At 58.6% G+C, this 16,131-nt stretch carries 13 protein-coding genes and 1 pseudogene; 6 read left to right on the forward strand and 8 right to left on the reverse strand.

The annotated features are described in order from the left end of the window. Positions 1-9: 9 nt before the first annotated feature. Positions 10-1,530 (forward strand): tripartite tricarboxylate transporter permease, encoded by a 1,521-nt coding sequence (locus tag ACYVIT_RS01525; protein ID WP_415807767.1) that lies wholly within the window; start codon positions 10-12, stop codon positions 1,528-1,530. Positions 1,531-1,601: 71 nt separating this feature from the next. Here the strand turns inward: ACYVIT_RS01525 and ACYVIT_RS01530 are convergent, their stop codons facing one another. The 3 genes from ACYVIT_RS01530 to ACYVIT_RS01540 form a co-directional block, all read right to left on the reverse strand. After that, positions 1,602-2,945, reverse strand: a complete 1,344-nt coding sequence (locus tag ACYVIT_RS01530) for a sensor histidine kinase (RefSeq protein ID WP_415807766.1) — start codon at positions 2,943-2,945, stop codon at positions 1,602-1,604. A 59-nt stretch (positions 2,946-3,004) separates the two neighbouring features. Next, on the reverse strand, positions 3,005-3,721 hold the full coding sequence (locus tag ACYVIT_RS01535; RefSeq protein WP_415807765.1) for a response regulator transcription factor: 717 nt from the start codon (positions 3,719-3,721) through the stop codon (positions 3,005-3,007). 994 nt (positions 3,722-4,715) lie between these two features. Further along, on the reverse strand, positions 4,716-5,627 hold the full coding sequence (locus ACYVIT_RS01540) for a LysR family transcriptional regulator (RefSeq protein ID WP_415807826.1): 912 nt from the start codon (positions 5,625-5,627) through the stop codon (positions 4,716-4,718). A gap of 74 nt (positions 5,628-5,701) precedes the next feature. Here ACYVIT_RS01540 and ACYVIT_RS01545 point away from each other — a divergent pair, with 74 nt between their 5' ends. Beyond that, the gene (locus ACYVIT_RS01545; protein WP_415807764.1) at positions 5,702-6,502 is read left to right on the forward strand and encodes an NAD(P)H-dependent oxidoreductase; all 801 of its coding nucleotides are present in this window, start codon (positions 5,702-5,704) and stop codon (positions 6,500-6,502) included. Positions 6,503-6,658: 156 nt separating this feature from the next. On the opposite strand, the pseudogene ACYVIT_RS01550 reads toward ACYVIT_RS01545, so the two are convergent. The 5 genes and pseudogenes from ACYVIT_RS01550 to ACYVIT_RS01570 form a co-directional block, all read right to left on the reverse strand. Continuing rightward, positions 6,659-6,754, reverse strand: a pseudogene (locus ACYVIT_RS01550) (type I methionyl aminopeptidase); the annotation flags it as partial. A 191-nt stretch (positions 6,755-6,945) separates the two neighbouring features. Then, the gene (locus ACYVIT_RS01555) at positions 6,946-7,935 is read right to left on the reverse strand and encodes a Bug family tripartite tricarboxylate transporter substrate binding protein (RefSeq protein ID WP_415807763.1); all 990 of its coding nucleotides are present in this window, start codon (positions 7,933-7,935) and stop codon (positions 6,946-6,948) included. A gap of 13 nt (positions 7,936-7,948) precedes the next feature. After that, a complete protein-coding gene (locus ACYVIT_RS01560) occupies positions 7,949-8,755 on the reverse strand; it encodes an enoyl-CoA hydratase-related protein (RefSeq protein WP_415807762.1) in 807 nt (268 codons plus the stop codon). 15 nt (positions 8,756-8,770) lie between these two features. Beyond that, positions 8,771-9,988 carry a CaiB/BaiF CoA transferase family protein gene (locus tag ACYVIT_RS01565; RefSeq protein ID WP_415807761.1) on the reverse strand — a complete coding sequence of 406 codons (1,218 nt, stop codon included), beginning with the start codon at positions 9,986-9,988 and terminating at the stop codon, positions 8,771-8,773. A 185-nt stretch (positions 9,989-10,173) separates the two neighbouring features. Beyond that, positions 10,174-11,553: an NAD-dependent succinate-semialdehyde dehydrogenase gene (locus tag ACYVIT_RS01570; RefSeq protein ID WP_415807760.1), complete on the reverse strand. Its 1,380-nt coding sequence runs from the start codon at positions 11,551-11,553 to the stop codon at positions 10,174-10,176. A gap of 190 nt (positions 11,554-11,743) precedes the next feature. Between ACYVIT_RS01570 and ACYVIT_RS01575 the strand changes: the two genes are divergently transcribed. The 4 genes from ACYVIT_RS01575 to ACYVIT_RS01590 all read left to right on the forward strand — a co-directional run bounded on the left by ACYVIT_RS01575 (position 11,744) and on the right by ACYVIT_RS01590 (position 15,986). Further along, positions 11,744-12,706 carry an AraC family transcriptional regulator gene (locus ACYVIT_RS01575; RefSeq protein ID WP_415807759.1) on the forward strand — a complete coding sequence of 321 codons (963 nt, stop codon included), beginning with the start codon at positions 11,744-11,746 and terminating at the stop codon, positions 12,704-12,706. 225 nt (positions 12,707-12,931) lie between these two features. Further along, positions 12,932-13,918 (forward strand): Bug family tripartite tricarboxylate transporter substrate binding protein, encoded by a 987-nt coding sequence (locus tag ACYVIT_RS01580; protein WP_415807758.1) that lies wholly within the window; start codon positions 12,932-12,934, stop codon positions 13,916-13,918. A gap of 196 nt (positions 13,919-14,114) precedes the next feature. Continuing rightward, positions 14,115-15,032: a LysR family transcriptional regulator gene (locus ACYVIT_RS01585; RefSeq protein WP_415807757.1), complete on the forward strand. Its 918-nt coding sequence runs from the start codon at positions 14,115-14,117 to the stop codon at positions 15,030-15,032. 9 nt (positions 15,033-15,041) lie between these two features. Then, the gene (locus ACYVIT_RS01590; protein ID WP_415807756.1) at positions 15,042-15,986 is read left to right on the forward strand and encodes a LysR family transcriptional regulator; all 945 of its coding nucleotides are present in this window, start codon (positions 15,042-15,044) and stop codon (positions 15,984-15,986) included. Positions 15,987-16,131 lie beyond the last annotated feature (145 nt).

Raw genomic sequence — 16,131 nt, forward strand, 5'->3', positions numbered from 1 at the left:
AACATAAAAATGGAATTGTTTGACAACATCACGCTCGGTCTGTCGACCGCGCTCGCCTGGGACAATCTTCTCTGGTGCATCATTGGCGTATCTCTCGGCACGTTGATCGGCGTGATCCCGGGTGTCGGGACCCTGGCGACGATGTCGCTATTGTTTCCGGTCACTTACCACCTGGAGCCTACTGCTGCGCTGATCATGCTGGCCGGCATCTGGTATGGCAGTACCTATGGGGGGTCTACAGCCTCGATTCTGCTGAATCTGCCGGGGACACCCGCCAACGCCGTGACTTGCCTGGACGGGTTTCCGATGGCCAAGCAGGGAAGGGCTGGCGTTGCGCTGCTAATGACGACTGTCGCTTCGTTCTTTGGGGCCAGCGTTGGCATTCTCATGATGATGCTGTTCTCTCCGCTTGTCGCCGATATCGCGTTCAAGTTCGGTCCTGCCGAGTACTTTTCGATGATGGTGCTGGGCTTGGTGGCAGCTTCTGTAGTGTCGTCCGGTTCGGCGATCAAAGGCATCACCATGGTTGTAGGTGGCGTGCTGCTGGGCTTGGTGGGTACTGACGTCAATTCCGGCGTGTCGCGCTTCGATCTCGGCTTTCCGGAGTTACAGGATGGCGTGGCCATCGTTGCGTTGGCGATGGGTTTGTTTGGCATCACCGAGATTATTGCCAGCATCAACCATGTGAAAGCGGCCGACCGCAAGATCGACGTATCGATGAAGGCTATGCTGCCAACGCGTGACGAGGTCAAGCGCTCTTGGGGGCCCATGGCCCGTGGGTCGGGCTTGGGATCGTTCTTCGGTGTGTTACCCGGCGTGGGCCCCACCGTGGCCGCCTTCATGGCCTATGCGCTCGAGAAACGGACCTCGAAAACGCCTGAGCGCTTCGGCCGTGGGGCGATCGAAGGCATCATGGGCCCAGAGTCAGCCAACAACGCGTCAGACCAGGCGTCCTTCATTCCGACGCTGACGCTCGGCATCCCCGGCAGTGTGACGATGGCGTTGATCATCGGGGCGTTGATGATCCACGGCATCCAGCCCGGACCCAATATGCTCAATGAGCAGCCCGCGATGTTCTGGGGCCTGGTGATGAGCTTCTGGATCGGCAACATTGTTCTGGTGGTCTTGAATGTGCCGATGATTGGTCTGTGGGTCCGCGTGTTGACGATTCCCTATCACATCCTGTATCCAGCGATCGTGATGTTCATCTGTATCGGCACCTACGCGGTGAACAACAACGTCTTCGATGTCTATGCGGTTTTGGTGTTCGGTATTGCCGGCTACATACTGCGCGTGCTCGATTTTCAGCCTGCTCCTTTGTTGCTGGGCTACGTATTGGGTCCGATGCTGGAGGAAAACTTCCGGCGCGCCATGCTGCTCTCACGAGGCAGCATGCAGACCTTTATCGAGCGCCCGATCAGCATGTGGGTGCTGATCTTGACGGCAGCCTTGCTGGTGTGGGGTGTGTGGAGCAGCCTGCGCCAGCGGTCGACCGTGGCGATCTCCAGCTCAAGCCCGGAAGCCGCTTGACGTAAGCGTCGCCAGGTGCTGTTGCGCACCTGGCGAGCACTGAGCAACCGCAGTTGTGTGAGTCACTGCCTCTATTCGAAGATCAGCGCTTTCTTGGGGCCTTCATGGTGTCCTGTGCGTGAATCCAGCGGCAATGACAAGATGACCCGCAGCCCTGGCTGGGCATCCGCAAAAGAGAGTTGCCCACCGTGCAAACCGACAATATTCATCACGCTGGTCAGGCCCAGGCCATGGCCTTCCGAGGAGGGATCTGCTCGGTAAAAGTGTTTGCCCAGGTGCTCATACTCGGTAGCGGGCAGCCCAGGCCCATCGTCCTCGATCGTAACGAGCCCAGTATTCCCTTGCTTCACTACGTTGATCTCTACCCGGCTGGTGCCATACTTGATCGCATTGTGGAGCAGATTCGCGAGCGCACTGGCGAGCAAATTGACATCGCCGGAAAGGGTGACGTTATCCAGGTTGCTGCGGTGTAATGCAATACCTTTTTCTTCTGCTAACGCCTCGTGCATCTCCATCACGTCAGTGACAATGACGTCCAGCTGGCAAGGCTTAAACGAACGGCGTTGTATGCCTGCTTCCATCTCGGCAATTTGCAAGAGCTTTTCCAGCAAGACATTTAGGCTCTCGATGTCTTCTATGGCGTGTTGATTGGCCTCCAGGACTTCAGCCATGGACACGTCCGGCTGTTGCGCTGCACGCAATCGACCAACAATGCGAGTCAGAGGAGTGCGAAGATTATGTGCAATGGTGTCCGAGATGTGCCTGGCGCTCTTCATCAAGAGTTCTATCCTGTCCAGCATCGTGTTGATGTCGCGATTCAGCAGCGTGAACTCGTCTTCGCCTGTGGGGGCGGAGATACGTTTTGAGAGTTGGCCCGCACCGATTTGCTGCGTGGTTCGGCGAATGTGACTAACGCGATACGCCAATTCTCTTCTGAATAGGTACGTTCCCAGCAGCACCAGCAGTACAGCCAAAAAAATGGCTGCCGCTGTGGCCCGGCCAATCAATGCCGTAATGTCGCTAATCTCGCTCAGATCCTGCCCTACGACTAGCGTTTCTCCGTTGGCCAGGGTTTGGACTTTTAGGTGGCCACGCGCAGGAACGCCATTTTGAACCACCTCTGCGTCAAAGACTTCGGTAGATGTTGCGTTGGATGGTGGGATATCCGCCAGATTTCCGGCGAGCTTTCGACCATCTTTATCAAGCAGCAAATAGATTTCTCGGGGCGAGTCGATCCGATCCGACAGCGTCAGTTCAATAGCCGATATCAGATCCTCACGGCCACCCTCTTCATAAGTCACGACCAGGCGTTGTGCGGTCGCTGTGATTTGTCGCGCATATTCAGTGCGCAATGCTCCAATAAACTGAACGTATATGAATACGATCAGTATCAACGTCGTCAAAATCGCCAGCAACCCATAATTCAACGTCAGGCGAAAGGAAATGGAGTTCCACAGGCGTCGAAAAAAATGCGTCATTCTTCTGCGAGCTTTATATCGTGGGGATTCTGTTTGTCAGAGATCGTGTACCCCGCGCCGCGTATGGTGTGAATCAGCGGGGTGGCGGAATTGGAATCTATCTTGCGGCGCAGCCTGCTGACCTGAACATCAATGACATTCGACTGAGGATCAAAGCTGTATCCCCAAATCGTTTCAAGCAACATCGTTCGTGTCACGATCCTGTGCATATTAAGCATGAGATAGACCAACAAACGGAATTCCTGCGGTTGCAAGGAAATGGATTGGCCAGCACGTTGCACTTTCTGTGTGGCGACATTCACCGTCAAATCTGCAACGCGAAGTTGTTTGACTTCCAGATGGTCGGGCCGCGTTCGCCTGACTAATGCATCCATTCGGGCGACCAGTTCAGAAAAGGAGAATGGCTTGACCAGATAGTCATCGCCTCCTGCTCTTAAACCATCAACCCGATCGTCAACCGCCGACAGCGCGCTCAGCACCAACACCGGCGTCTTTTTCCCCAACGACCTCAGGGTGGATAATATGGAAAGGCCATCGACATGATTGGGCAAAATGCGGTCCAAAATGATGATGTCCCATTTTTCCTTCATGGCATTTTCAAGGCCACTCACGCCGTCTCTGCTGACGCTGACCATGTGCCCGAGTTCCGTCAGGCCATTGGCGAGATAACGAGCGTTTTCTCGATCGTCCTCAATAATAAGACACTGCCACATAGTTGTTCCCCATGCTATTTTCCGACTGCCTTCGTCTGTCACCGCGATCCGTACTGATTGGGCCAGCAACGACGTTGGCACCCGATATCAGCCTTCTTCCATGACTAAATGGTAAGGCAAGCGTAATACGCTTCAGGCTGGTTTTGACTAAGATCATTCAGCATACCCGAAGTTATTCCTTTGCCTTAGGAAGGTTGCCTAGTGAGTATTCATGTCAGCCCCAGTCTCGATCAAGACCAACGCATTTGTAAGCCTATAAGTTTCTACGATCTGGTGGAGCTCATGACGTATGGAAGACTTTCTTTCAACCCATCGGTCAGTATTCGGTTCGCTTCATTACGCCCTCCCATCGTGAATGAGACAGTGATGGCTGACATGGCTGCAACGAGCACGTCGAGTCTGCAGAATGGAATGTCTATCCAGGCATTCCCTGCCTCGAGCGCCATTGGATATCAGCCATGGGACCTGCTTGAGCACGAGTTCTCTATAAACTGGGGCAGTGACGAAGAGCCTGCGCCACCTATCTATATCGTTTCGACTATTCGTGCACTATCAGAATCATTATTTCTCAGCGAAGGCATGCAAGCGTCTGTCAATCAGACTTCCCGCTTCGCTGGTGTTCAGGTGCAGCGGCGGCCCATGCGTTCTACTGTCGTGCCGATATTGGACGGGGGCTCGCTGATGGTGACATTGTGGTCGCGTGATCACACTGTCGATGGTGAACAACACTCAGTGCTACGGCTGCCCGTTGATTTGAGGACGCTGCTCGAGAGCGTCCTCGTATCGCCGAGGGTGTCAACCCGATTTTTTGAATTGGTTTCGGATCTTGTGCAGCGAATCAGCCGCGCCAGGGTCTCTCATGCAAACTGGTCAATCGCATCGGATGCTCTGAGAGTCCGGCCGCCTTGCGATGCCGACGGGATCCAATCGGCACACCTTACGGGGCATCGTTGATCGTTTTGGTCAGTCACGTCCCTGATAGTCCCCAGACGATTCATATCGACTTGGCCATGTGCTCTCGCAACCACTGGTGAGCGGGGTTTCGATGTACGCGCTCGTGCCATAGCATCAACATCTCGAAACCGGGTGCCTCGAACGGCGGTTCGACCGTCTGCAGCGTCCGGCTATTACGCACCAGACGAGACGGCACCATCGCCACAAGATCCGTGTTCGCCAGCACGGAGTCGAGAAACAAAAAATGCGGCACTGACAGCGCCACATTGCGCGTCATGCCGCGCTGCGCGAGTACCGCGTCCGTTGGTCCCTGAAACCCTCCGCCAACCGGCGACACGATCACATGATCCAGTTTGCAGAACTGAGCGAGGGTAGGGCGGCGTTTCAAACGCGGGTGGCCTCTGCGGCCGGCCAGCACATAGCGCTCTGTGAACATCGAGCGGCGCCGCAAGCCCGGCGGCGCTTCTTCGCTGATGTGAAAGGCGAGATCAATATCGCCTTGCTCCGCCTGGCGCGCCAGCGTCGTCGGGGAAAGGCTCAGAATCGCCAATCGCGTGCCCGGTGCTGCCATGCGCAACCCGGGCAACGCCGGTAATACGATCGTGGACTCACCATAGTCTGACGCCGCGATACGCCAGATCTGTCGAGCCTGGGCGGGATCGAAAGGACTGGACGGGGCGACAGCATATTCCAGCGATTCCAGTGCTTGACGCAACGGCTCTCGTAATTCATCGGCGCGTGCCGTAGGACGCATACCGCGCGGACCGGGCAGCAGCAGCGGGTCGTTAAAGATGTCGCGCAGTTTGCCAAGCTGCACGCTCACGGTGGGCTGCGATAGATGCAGGCGTTGCGCTGCGCGCGTCACATTGCGCTCGTCCAGTAGCGTATCGAGCGTCACCAGCAGATTGAGGTCGACGCGGCGCAAGGAATTATTCAAGGCAATACCTATTATTCTAAAAATTCATTTCAAGAATACCTGGAGCAAGTTTACCTTGTCGCATTGAATGATTTATGGAGCTTCATGCGATGAATGTTTTACTTGTTCATGCACATCCGGAACCGACCTCTGTGACCCGTCATCTGGTTGATACTGCGTCTGAGGTGTTGGCGGCTCAGGGCCACCATGTCATGGAGTCAGATTTATACGGTATGGGGTGGAAAGCCGTGTTTGACGGCCAGGATTTTCCCGAACGCACTAATGAGGATCGTCTGTCGTTTATCGAGGAATCAGGACATGCGTTTGCAAACGGTTGCCAAACCACCGACGTCGAGGGCGAGCAACGAAAACTTCAGGCTGCGGATGCTGTGATACTGGTGTTTCCGTTGTGGTGGTACAGCATGCCAGCGATCATGAAAGGATGGATTGATCGGGTGTGGGCATTTGGATTGGCCTATGGTTACCGAGGTGCGGGGAATGCTTATCGCTATGGAGAGGGCGGCTTCGCAGGCAAGCGTGCGCTATTGGCCGTATCTGTTGGCGGACCGGAGAAAGACTACTCGCCGCGTGGAATCAACGGGCCGTTGGAGCAACTGCTTTTTCCCATCACGCATGGCACTTTGTTTTTCCCCGGCATGCAGGTGTTGCCGACCTTTGCGGTGTACGGTAGTGCCGGTATTGAGCCTGGCCGCATGGCAGAGGCAACAGCCGCCTGGAAGCGTCGACTGGAACGACTATTCGATGATGAGCCGATCCCTTTTCGCCCCCAGAATGGCGGCGACTATCCCGATTGCCATGTGCTGGCTGATCATGTGGCACCTGGTTTGACTGGGTTGTTGGCGCATATTGCGGATGCGCCGCAGTTTGGCTCTGATGTTGAGGGGAGTTGACTGTTTGCCGCGCAGCAACACCAGACCACTCGCTGCCGAGAGCGTCAGCGAGCGGCAAAGGCGGAGAAGCGCTTGAGTGCGTACGCGTGAGGCGAAGTTCACTGGATGGCTCATTGTCTGACCCGTCCCTGGAACGCAGGGCGATCCCTAGCTAGGTCAAGACGGCTTTCTTTCGCCTGGGCGCAGGGTCAGAACCCTCACGCCGTTTCCGGTGACAGCCACGGTGTGTTCGAACTGGGCCGACCCGTATCCCGAAAGACAAAACGACGCAGGGCTGTCTCGAGTATTCCGGCGATCGAACTATTCCAGCTCAACACCCAGCAGGCATTCGGCGTCACGGGGCTCGCGTCGATAGCGGCGGGTATTCTCTCGCTGGCCGAATTGTCGCTCGGCGCGGCGCATGGCTTTGCCGTGCGGGCGCCTGTGCTGTCGGCATCGCTCCTTTACTCCGGCTTGATCCCGGCCGCCTTGACCACTCCGCCCCACTTTCGCAATTCAGCCTTCTGGAAGTCGTCCAGCTCTGCAGCGGTCGTTGTCCAGGCCTGTGTCGCGGAATGCCGGAAGAAGTCCTGGACGCCCTTGCTGTCCACGGCCGTCACAAGCCACTGTCGCAAGGCATCGGCTACTGCGGCGGGCGTGCCGCGCGGCACATAGGCGGCAAACCAATAACCCATGTCGTAACCTTTGATGCCAGCCTCATCCAGGGTTGGCACCTGGGGGAGTTGCGGCAGGCGTTCGTGAGTAGATGCACCCAAAGGGCGCAATTTGCCGGCTTCGATCTGCGACAAACCGGTGACGGTATCGATGACCATCATGTCGATATGGCCGCCCAGCAAATCATTAAGAGCATTGGGGTTGCTGTTGTAGCCCACCCAGACGATATCGGCGCCGGTCAGTTGCTTGAGCATTTCCCCCGCCATGCGGCTGGACGAATTGCCGCTGCCGAAGCTCAGTTTGCCCGGATCCTGCCTCGCGGCGCGGATCACGTCGTGCACCGTTTTGAATGGCGCGTCCGCGCGCACCACGAGTACCTGGCCGCCGCGTCCGAGGCCGGTCAGAGGTATGAAGTCCGCCACCGGGTCGTACGGAAGTTTCTTGAAAAGGTGGGGGTTGGCGGCCTGAGTCGTGTTGGTGGTAATCAGCACGGTATAGCCATCGCCACGGGCACGCGCGACATGCTGCGCGGCGATCATGCCGCTTGCCCCCGGCCGATTTTCTACTACGACGGCCTGCCCGGCCTGCCCGGCCTGTTCGGTGACGGACGCCGACAGAGCGCGCGCCAACAGATCGGTGGCGCTGCCAGCGCCGAACGGCACCACGAACGTGATCGGCTTGTTCGGATAATCGGCGGCGTGCGCCGGCCCGACGGCAGCGAAGGCGATAAGCAGCAAAGCCGTCGCTTGGCGGACCTTTCGTATTAACGTCTGGATCATGATGGTTGTCTCCTCAGGCACGTGCGCGCCGCGCCAGAAATTCGCGCACGGTGTTTTTGTGCTCCTCTCCGCACAGCAGAATGGCCTGCATGGCCGCGGCCGCCTCTAGCGCCACCGGCAATGTCGATTCGGCGGCATCTAGAACGAGGCGCTTGGCCATGCGCAGAGCCTGGGGCGGGTTGGATGCGATCCGGCTTGCCAACGCGGTACTCGTCGCATCCAGAGCATCGGGCTCCACCACGCGAGACACGATGCCCAGCTGCAACGCCGTCGCGGCATCGATGAACTCGCTAGTCAGCGTCAGTTCCAGCGCCTTGGCCCTGCCCACCAGCCGCGTCAGGAACCAGGCGCCGCCGATACCGGACACCAGCCCCAGTCGTAGAAAGCTCTCAGCGAAGGTGGCGCGATGACTGGCCACGCGCAGGTCGCACATCAGCGCCAGGTCGCAACCCGCACCGACCGCGGCGCCGTTGACTGCCGCGATGGATGGCACCTGCAATGCCTGCAGGGCCAGGGTGATGCGATGCAGCGTGGATTTCAGCCGGGCGCGCACCTCTATCGCCGATCCCTGCATCAAGTCGGACCCGCGCTCCATGTCCTTCACATTGCCACCCGTGCAGAAGTGGTTGCCAGTGGACCTCAGCAGTACACAATGCACATCGGGCAGCGTATTCGCCTTCTCCAGCGCGTCAGCCAATGCTTGCGCCATGCCCACCGACATGGCATTGCCGGTGCCGGGGTCGTTCATGCTTAGTACAAGCACGCCATCGGCAATGTCCTGCCGGACCAACTCGGGCGCTTCGGATTCATCAGAACGCATTGCGGTCTCCTTTTTTCATGTCGTGGGTTGTGGTGCCGTGGCCAGCGCGCCGCTTTCGACCATGGCATCGATCTCGGCCACGCTGTAGCCGCACTCTCGAAGAACCTGGCGGTTGTGCTGTCCCAACGTGGGTGCGGCCATGGCGGCACCTTGGCCGGTCAGTGCGCCAGTCGGGCCGGGTGCGAAACCAGGCATGCGGACCTTTCCGGCCACTGGATGCTGCATCCAGCTGTCGATGCCACTGGCTGCGTACTCCGGCGAGTGGACGACGTCTTCGTAGCTGGCAACGGGTGCGCACAGAATGTCGTGCCGTATCAGTAGGTCCATCCATGCCTGCGTGGTGCGCTGCTGGAACAGTGGCGTCAGCGTGGCGCGCAGCGCATCGCGGTTCGCGACGCGGCTGGCGTTGTTCGCGTAGCGCGGGTCGAGCTCCAGCGCGGGCACGCCCAACACGGCGCACAGAGCCTGCCAGCGCTGGGGATGGTAGGCAGCCACCATGATCCAGCCGTCGCGGGTGCGGTAGGTCTCGTTGGGAGCGGCGTATGGCGCCGCGCTGCCTGTCCGTGCCGGCAACGCCCCGGTGGCAAAGTACGAGGCAAAGCCGATCTGCTGCAGCATCAGCGTTGCGTTGTACAAACTGATGTCCAAATACTGGCCTTGTCCGGTCTGCTGTGCCGCGTTGCGCGCCGCCAGGATGGCGATGGTTGCCAGATAGCCAGTGACCATGTCTGCGACGGGAATCGCGACCTTCATGGGTTCGCTGTCCGCGCTGCCCAAGGTGCTCATCAAGCCGCTGGCGGCCTGGATGATGCCGTCCACGCCCGGGCGGTCACGCAGTGACCCCACCTGGCCGTAAGCGGAAATCGAGCAATACACTAGTCGGCGGTGGCTGCTGGCCAGCGCGGCGTAATCCAGGCCGAAGGCGCGCATCACACCCGGCCGGAAGTTCTCCACCACCACGTCCGCGCTCTGTATCAGCCGGCGCGCGGCATCCCGGCCGTCGGGAGATTTCAGGTTGAGCGCCACGCCGCGCTTGTTGCGGTTGACGCTGAGATATACCGCGCTTTCTCCCGCGATCCAGGGCGGGCCGAGGCGCCGTCCCAGTTCTCCGCCTGGAGGTTCGATCTTGACCACATCGGCACCCATGTCGCCCAGCATCATGGTGCATACGGGACCTGCCAGCACATGCGAAAAGTCGACTACCCGCAAACCGCGCAAGCTGCGCTCGAACATATAGTGGCTCCTGGACGGCACGGCGCTACTGGCGGCCGTGCATGCTTGTCATGGCAGGCAGGATAGGCAGCGGTGTCCAGACGGGCAATCGACTTTATCGTCGTTATGCTTTGACTTTTTGTAAAAGCCTGGCCGTAGCGCGGTTGATCAGGAGATAGGCAAGCAGCGAGGTCCCGTACTTCACGTCATGCGTCCAAACCGCCCATCAGCACATACTTCACTTCGACATACTCCTCAATCCCGTAGAAGCTGCCTTCGCGCCCGTAGCCGGATTGCTTGACGCCGCCGAATGGAACCGACGCTGTACCCACCGATCCGGAGTTCAGGATCACCATGCCCGCCTGGATATCTCGGGACACGCGAAATGCCCTTCCGACATCCCGTGTATAGGCATAAGCCACCAGACCGTACTCGGTGTTGTTGGCTCTTTCGGCCACTTCATCCTCGTGGCCAAAACGGTAGATAGGGAAGACGGGCCCAAAGATTTCGGTTCGGGCTATCGGCATTTCATCATTCAGGCCGGTCAGGATAGTAGGCTCGTAGAACAACCCGCCTTTGGCATGAGGCTTGCCTCCCAGTAGTGTCGAGGCACCATGCTGCTGAGTGTCTTCTACCAATCGAGCCACCTTGTCGAATCCCGCCTGGTTAATGAGCGGGCCCACGACGAACTCCTGCTGCATTCCGCTGTCCACACGCACGTGAGCGACTTTTTCGGCCAGGGCGGCAACGAAGCGATCATGTATGCCCTCTTGCACATAGATGCGGTTGGGCGAAATACAAACTTGCCCGGAATTCCTGAGCTTGGCGGCCACCAGGCCCGCTACGGCCTGTTCCAGGTCGGCATCATCGAAGACAATGAACGGCGCGTTGCCACCCAACTCAAGAGTCATCTTCTTCAGCGCGCGTCCGCTGGCGGTCGCCAGCAGCTTGCCTACCGCGGTGGACCCTGTGAAGGAAATCTTGCGGATGCGGTCGTCCTGCGTGAGCAGCTCCCCGATGGCCTGCGGATTACCCGTGACCATCTCGAATACGCCCTCGGGAATGCCCGCCTTGCGGGCGTACTCCAGCAGTTTGTATGCCGTCAGCGGCGTTTCTTCGGACGGTTTGATCACCATCGTGCAGCCCGCCGCCAGTGCCGTAGCCACCTTGCGGGTAATCATCATGAAGGGAAAGTTCCAGGGCGTGATGGCTGCGGTGGGGCCGACAGGCTCTTTCGTGACCAGAATGGCTGCATTGCTGGCGTGCGACGGAATGGTGTCGCCATACACGCGTTTCGCTTCTTCGGCATACCACTCGATGAAACCGAGCCCGTAGTCGATTTCACCCAGAGCTTCGGTGAGGCACTTGCCGTTTTCATTGACCATGATTTCGGCGAAGACTTGCTTATCGGCGCGTACCAGTTCGAACCAGCGGCGAAGCATGTCGCCGCGCTCCTTCGCCAAGGTACGCGACCAGGCGGGGAAGGCGCTGCAAGTTCGGTCTATGGCGGCCTTGACCTGGGCGACGCCCATGTCGGGGGCTTGCCCGACGATGGACCCATCGGCCGGATTGATGACGTTGATCATGACGTTTGCTGCTCCAGTTGATTGCTATTTCGGGTCGAGCGAAATGCGGCGACCCAGAGCTTGAATAATAGTCATGGGTAAACTGGATATGAATGGCTTTGAGTCTGTTATTCTTGCCTTATCCTATGAATAATGAAATTTCGATGCAACGCCCAGAAACTATCCGTCCTGGTCTGAGAAGGGTTTGGCGATGAGTGCAGCAAGCAATGCGGTCACACACGGGAAGCGCACCTCGGACAGGCGCTTGGCGGCCATGCTGGAACGCCTGGCCCCTGACGAGGGATACAACCTGAGTGCCCTGCCCGAGGTCAGGTTCTTGCGGTCCAATCGTCCCTTGTCCGCCGTACCGGTGCTTTACGACCCTGGCATCGTGTTCGTGTGCCAAGGCAGGAAACGCGGGTATTTTGGCGACCAGGTCTACCTGTACGACGATCAGCACTATCTGGCGGTTTCGGTGCCCGTGCCGTTCACTATGGAGACAGACGCCAGCGCCGAAGAACCGCTGCTGGCAATCTACATGCATCTGGATTTCAAACTGGCCGCGGATTTGATGTTGCAGATCGACCAGCTTGGCGGGATAGAAGCCGCGCAACCGCGCGGCCTGATGTCCACGCCAATGGACTCGCGGTTATACGAGTCTCTGGTACGTTTCCTGCAGGCCATGAACCACCCGCTTGAGGCCTCGATACTCGGCCCGGCGTTGGTTCGGGAAATCTATTTTCATGTGCTCACTGGGGATCAGGGGGCCTCGATGCGGGCAGCGCTGGCCATGCATGGACAGTTTGGCAAAATCGCCCGTGCGCTGCGCCGCATTCATGCCTCGTTCAATGCCGAGTTCAGTGTCGAGCAACTGGCGCGGGAAGCGGGAATGAGCGTGCCCACCTTCCATACTCACTTCAAGGCGGTAACCGAGACTTCGCCCGTGCAGTATGTGAAGTCGATACGCTTGCACCAGGCCCGCCTGCATATGGTGCGCAATGGCATGACGGCTGCGGCGGCAAGCGCAGAAGTCGGTTATGACAGCCCTTCGCAGTTCAGCCGTGAATTCAAGCGCCTGTTCGGGCGCAGCCCAGTTGAAGAGGTCAGGCGGATGAAGGCGGACTTTGCCGTTCCGCCCGCGCATGCGGCCTCTGTGTATGTGTCTTCACACTGAGGAGATAACAGTTGAAGGTTACTTGACACTCAACGAACACGTGAAAGTTGCTCTTCACGACAAGCGCAATACCGATGAGGGATTTTGCGGAGGTGAGGCTAAGGGTAAACGCGAAAAATGAATACCAATCCGGAATAATTTTCAGCGGGGAAAATTCAATTTTTTATCGTTCGCAGCGCTGATAGACTGCCCTGCTACTTATGAACGCAATCCGGGAAAGGCGCAATGATTTCACGTCGCAGCATTCTGAAACTGGGCTACGGTGGTGTACTCGTGGCGGGGGCCTCGTTGGGGCGCGTACAGGCCAGTTCTGCGCCAGTCAGCATCGTCATCCCAGGGCCTCCGGGAGGCGGCGCGGATGCGATTGCCCGTATTGTGGCGGAGAAACTCGGCGCGAGGATCAACGAGACGATCATCGTTGAAGCCCGTCCCGGGGCCGGTGGCCTGATCGCGAGCAACTACGTAAAACGCCAGGTGCCGGACGGCAAGGTGCTCTACCTCAGCTCGTCCATGTTGGTCACAGCACCCGCCGTATATCCCGAGGTACAGAAACTGGACCCGGTGGCCGACTTCACCCCGTTGGCCAGGCTGTCTGTGAACACCTACCTGTTCCTGGCACGCAATCAGCTGCCCGTTTCCGACGTGCGCCAGTTCATCGACTATTGCCGCGCGAATCCCAAGAAAGTAACGATAGGAACCGTGGGGCAGGGCTCGTCAAGCCACCTTGCTGCCGCGTACTTGGTCAAGGCAGCAAACCTGGATGTCACCATCGTGCATTACAAGGGCTCGGCGCCCGCGAACCAGGACTTGATGGGGGGATTCATCGACGCAAAGTTCGAGAATCTCGCGGGTACCCGTGCGACGCTTGATTCCGGAAAAGTCAGAATTCTGGGCGTGTCCAACGCAGAGAGGTCGCCGCTGTTCCCGGATATTCCCACGGTGAACGAGTCAGTGGCGGGTATGGTCGTCGATGACTTCTTCATCATCGTCGCGCCGAAAGGGATGGACAAGCAGCGCGCACAGACGCTCAGCAAGCACCTCGCCGAAGTGGTTCAGATGCCCGATGTGCAAGCCAGGCTGCGCGAGCAGCTCGGCGCCATTTCCGCGCCGCTCGACCCCGACGAAACCGTGAAGTACATGCGCGAGTCGTTCGACAGGACAAAGACCTGGGCGGCCGATCTGCTCGGCGTGGGCGAGACGGCAGGCAGCTAGTTTTCGGAGTCCGGGCGGAGGTGATCTCTATTTCACGGGCCAGGGTTTGACCGGACTTCAGGATCCGTCAGGGCGGCTTTTCAGATCGCCGGGAAGGGGTGCCGTAACTCGGCGCGTGCGACGGGGTGCAGCGTGAGGGATTCATGCCATGGAGGTGTAGACTTATTCCAAACTGGTATGAACAGGAACGGGTGCCATGACGACCTTCCGGGAGCTGGAGGCCTTTGTCGCGGTGGTGGATATGGGGTCCTTCGAGAAGGCGGCTCGCAGCCTGGATACGTCGCAGTCCGCCATATCGCGCCTGATCAATGAGTTAGAAGGGCAGTTCAAGTACCCTTTGTTCAATCGGAACCATCGGTCGGCGCAACTCACGATCGAAGGGCAGGAAGTATTGCGGCAAGCGCGGGCAATTCTGCGCCAGCGTGTCAACCTCATGGAGCGTTTCGCCAGCCCGGAAATCGTGGCTTCGACACTGCGCCTTGGCGTGACAGAGCTAGCGGCAGTGACATGGCTCGGATCTTTTGTTGTGGATTTGCGGGCTCGGTATCCCCGCATTCGCCTGGACTTGAAAGTGGATTCATCCATCCGCTTGTACGAGCAGATGCGAGATGGTCATCTGGACATCGCGGTTGTGCCCGAATCCACGCGTTCGGCGAACATGACCAGGATTACCGTCGGCTCCGCGGCATTCGGGTGGTTCTGCGCAGCCAGTCGGTCCATACCCAAGACATTGAAGCTGTCGCAATTCGAGCAGGAGACGCTTCTGCTGCAAGGCACCGGCGGCAGCTCGGGAAACCAGATCGTGAACTGGCTGATCGATCGCGGGGTAAGGCCCGCGAACATGATCCAGAGCGACAGCCTGGCCGCGTTGTCGGGGATCTGCGCCGCCGGCCTCGGGATAGCCGGCCTCCCACACGCAATTGCCTCGGATGCCGTGGCGTCAGGGCTGCTTCAGGAGGTGACAGTTGCCCTTGGCGCAATCAGCATGGCGTACATCCTGCTGATAAGAATAGACTCGATTACCGACTTTCACCGGACGGTGGCCGAGCTGGTGAAGCGCAATTGCAACTTCGACAGCGCGATGGCGACTCAGCGTCGCGCGGCCAGACGTTGAGGGCGGGACATGCCGACTATCAAACAACTGCAGGCGTTCTACTGGCTCGCCCGTCTGGGGACGCTCAGCTGCGCCGCGGAAAGACTGCATGTCACGCAGTCGGCCGTCACTAAACGGATACAAGACCTGCAGGCCATTGCCGTTCAGCCGCTGTTCGAGAGAGACGGCCGTAAAAGCCAATTGACCCCATTCGGAAGGGAGCTGGAAGCCGAGTGTGTAAAGCTGCTCGGCTTGCTCCAGGGGCTGGAGCAGTTAAAAAGCCTGAGTCATCCGCCCGTCCGGCTGCTGCGGATCGGCCTCACCGAAATGGTGGCGCTGACATGGTTTGCTGACTTCCTGCGTCATATGAAGCAGCGCTATCCGTCCATCACGGTTCAGCCGGAGATCGACCTGTCGCTCTTGCTCGAAGATAAGGTGGAAGGGGGGCAGCTGGATTTGGCCATTCTTCCCGATTTCCGTACGTCGGACTCCATGGTCAGGGTGGGTGTCGGCGAAGTCCAGTTCGGTTGGTTCGCCGCGCCTGGCGTCTTTGGGTCCGGCAATGTGCACACCATGCACGAGTTGGCGACGCAGCCGGTGATCGAACAGTCGGAGAATTCGATCATTACGGTCGCGTGCAGCCGGCTCTGGGAAAGTGCCGGGGTGCGTCCGGAACGCATCTATGGCGGAAACAGCGTGCAAGCCCTGGCGGGTTTGATCTCTGCCGGCGTAGGTGTCAGCTGCCTTCCGATTGCTCTTTTTAAGAGCGAGATAAAAGCAGGCTCCCTCGACTTGGTCAAGACCTCGACGCCAGCGCCATCAGTAAGCTACTCCTGCTGCTTTTTGAAGCACCCGAATGCTGCCCTGGGGCACCGTATCGCCGAGGTGGCGAGAGATTGCAGCACCTTCGCAGGCGTTTCCGGATCGGCAGCGGGTAGGACGGTCAGGGGAGGTCGTGGGTTCATCCAACCGTGATCGTCTAGTCGTTCCATCTCGGAAAGATAGAGCCGTTTGAGTGGCTCGGGCGGGGGAGTTCGGATTTTGCGACATGACTGCATGTGTAGCGCAGGTCAGGAGCTGACGGGTTGTTATTGTTGACCGATGGATCGGATCAGAAGAA

Source organism: Bordetella muralis (genome assembly GCF_054781015.1).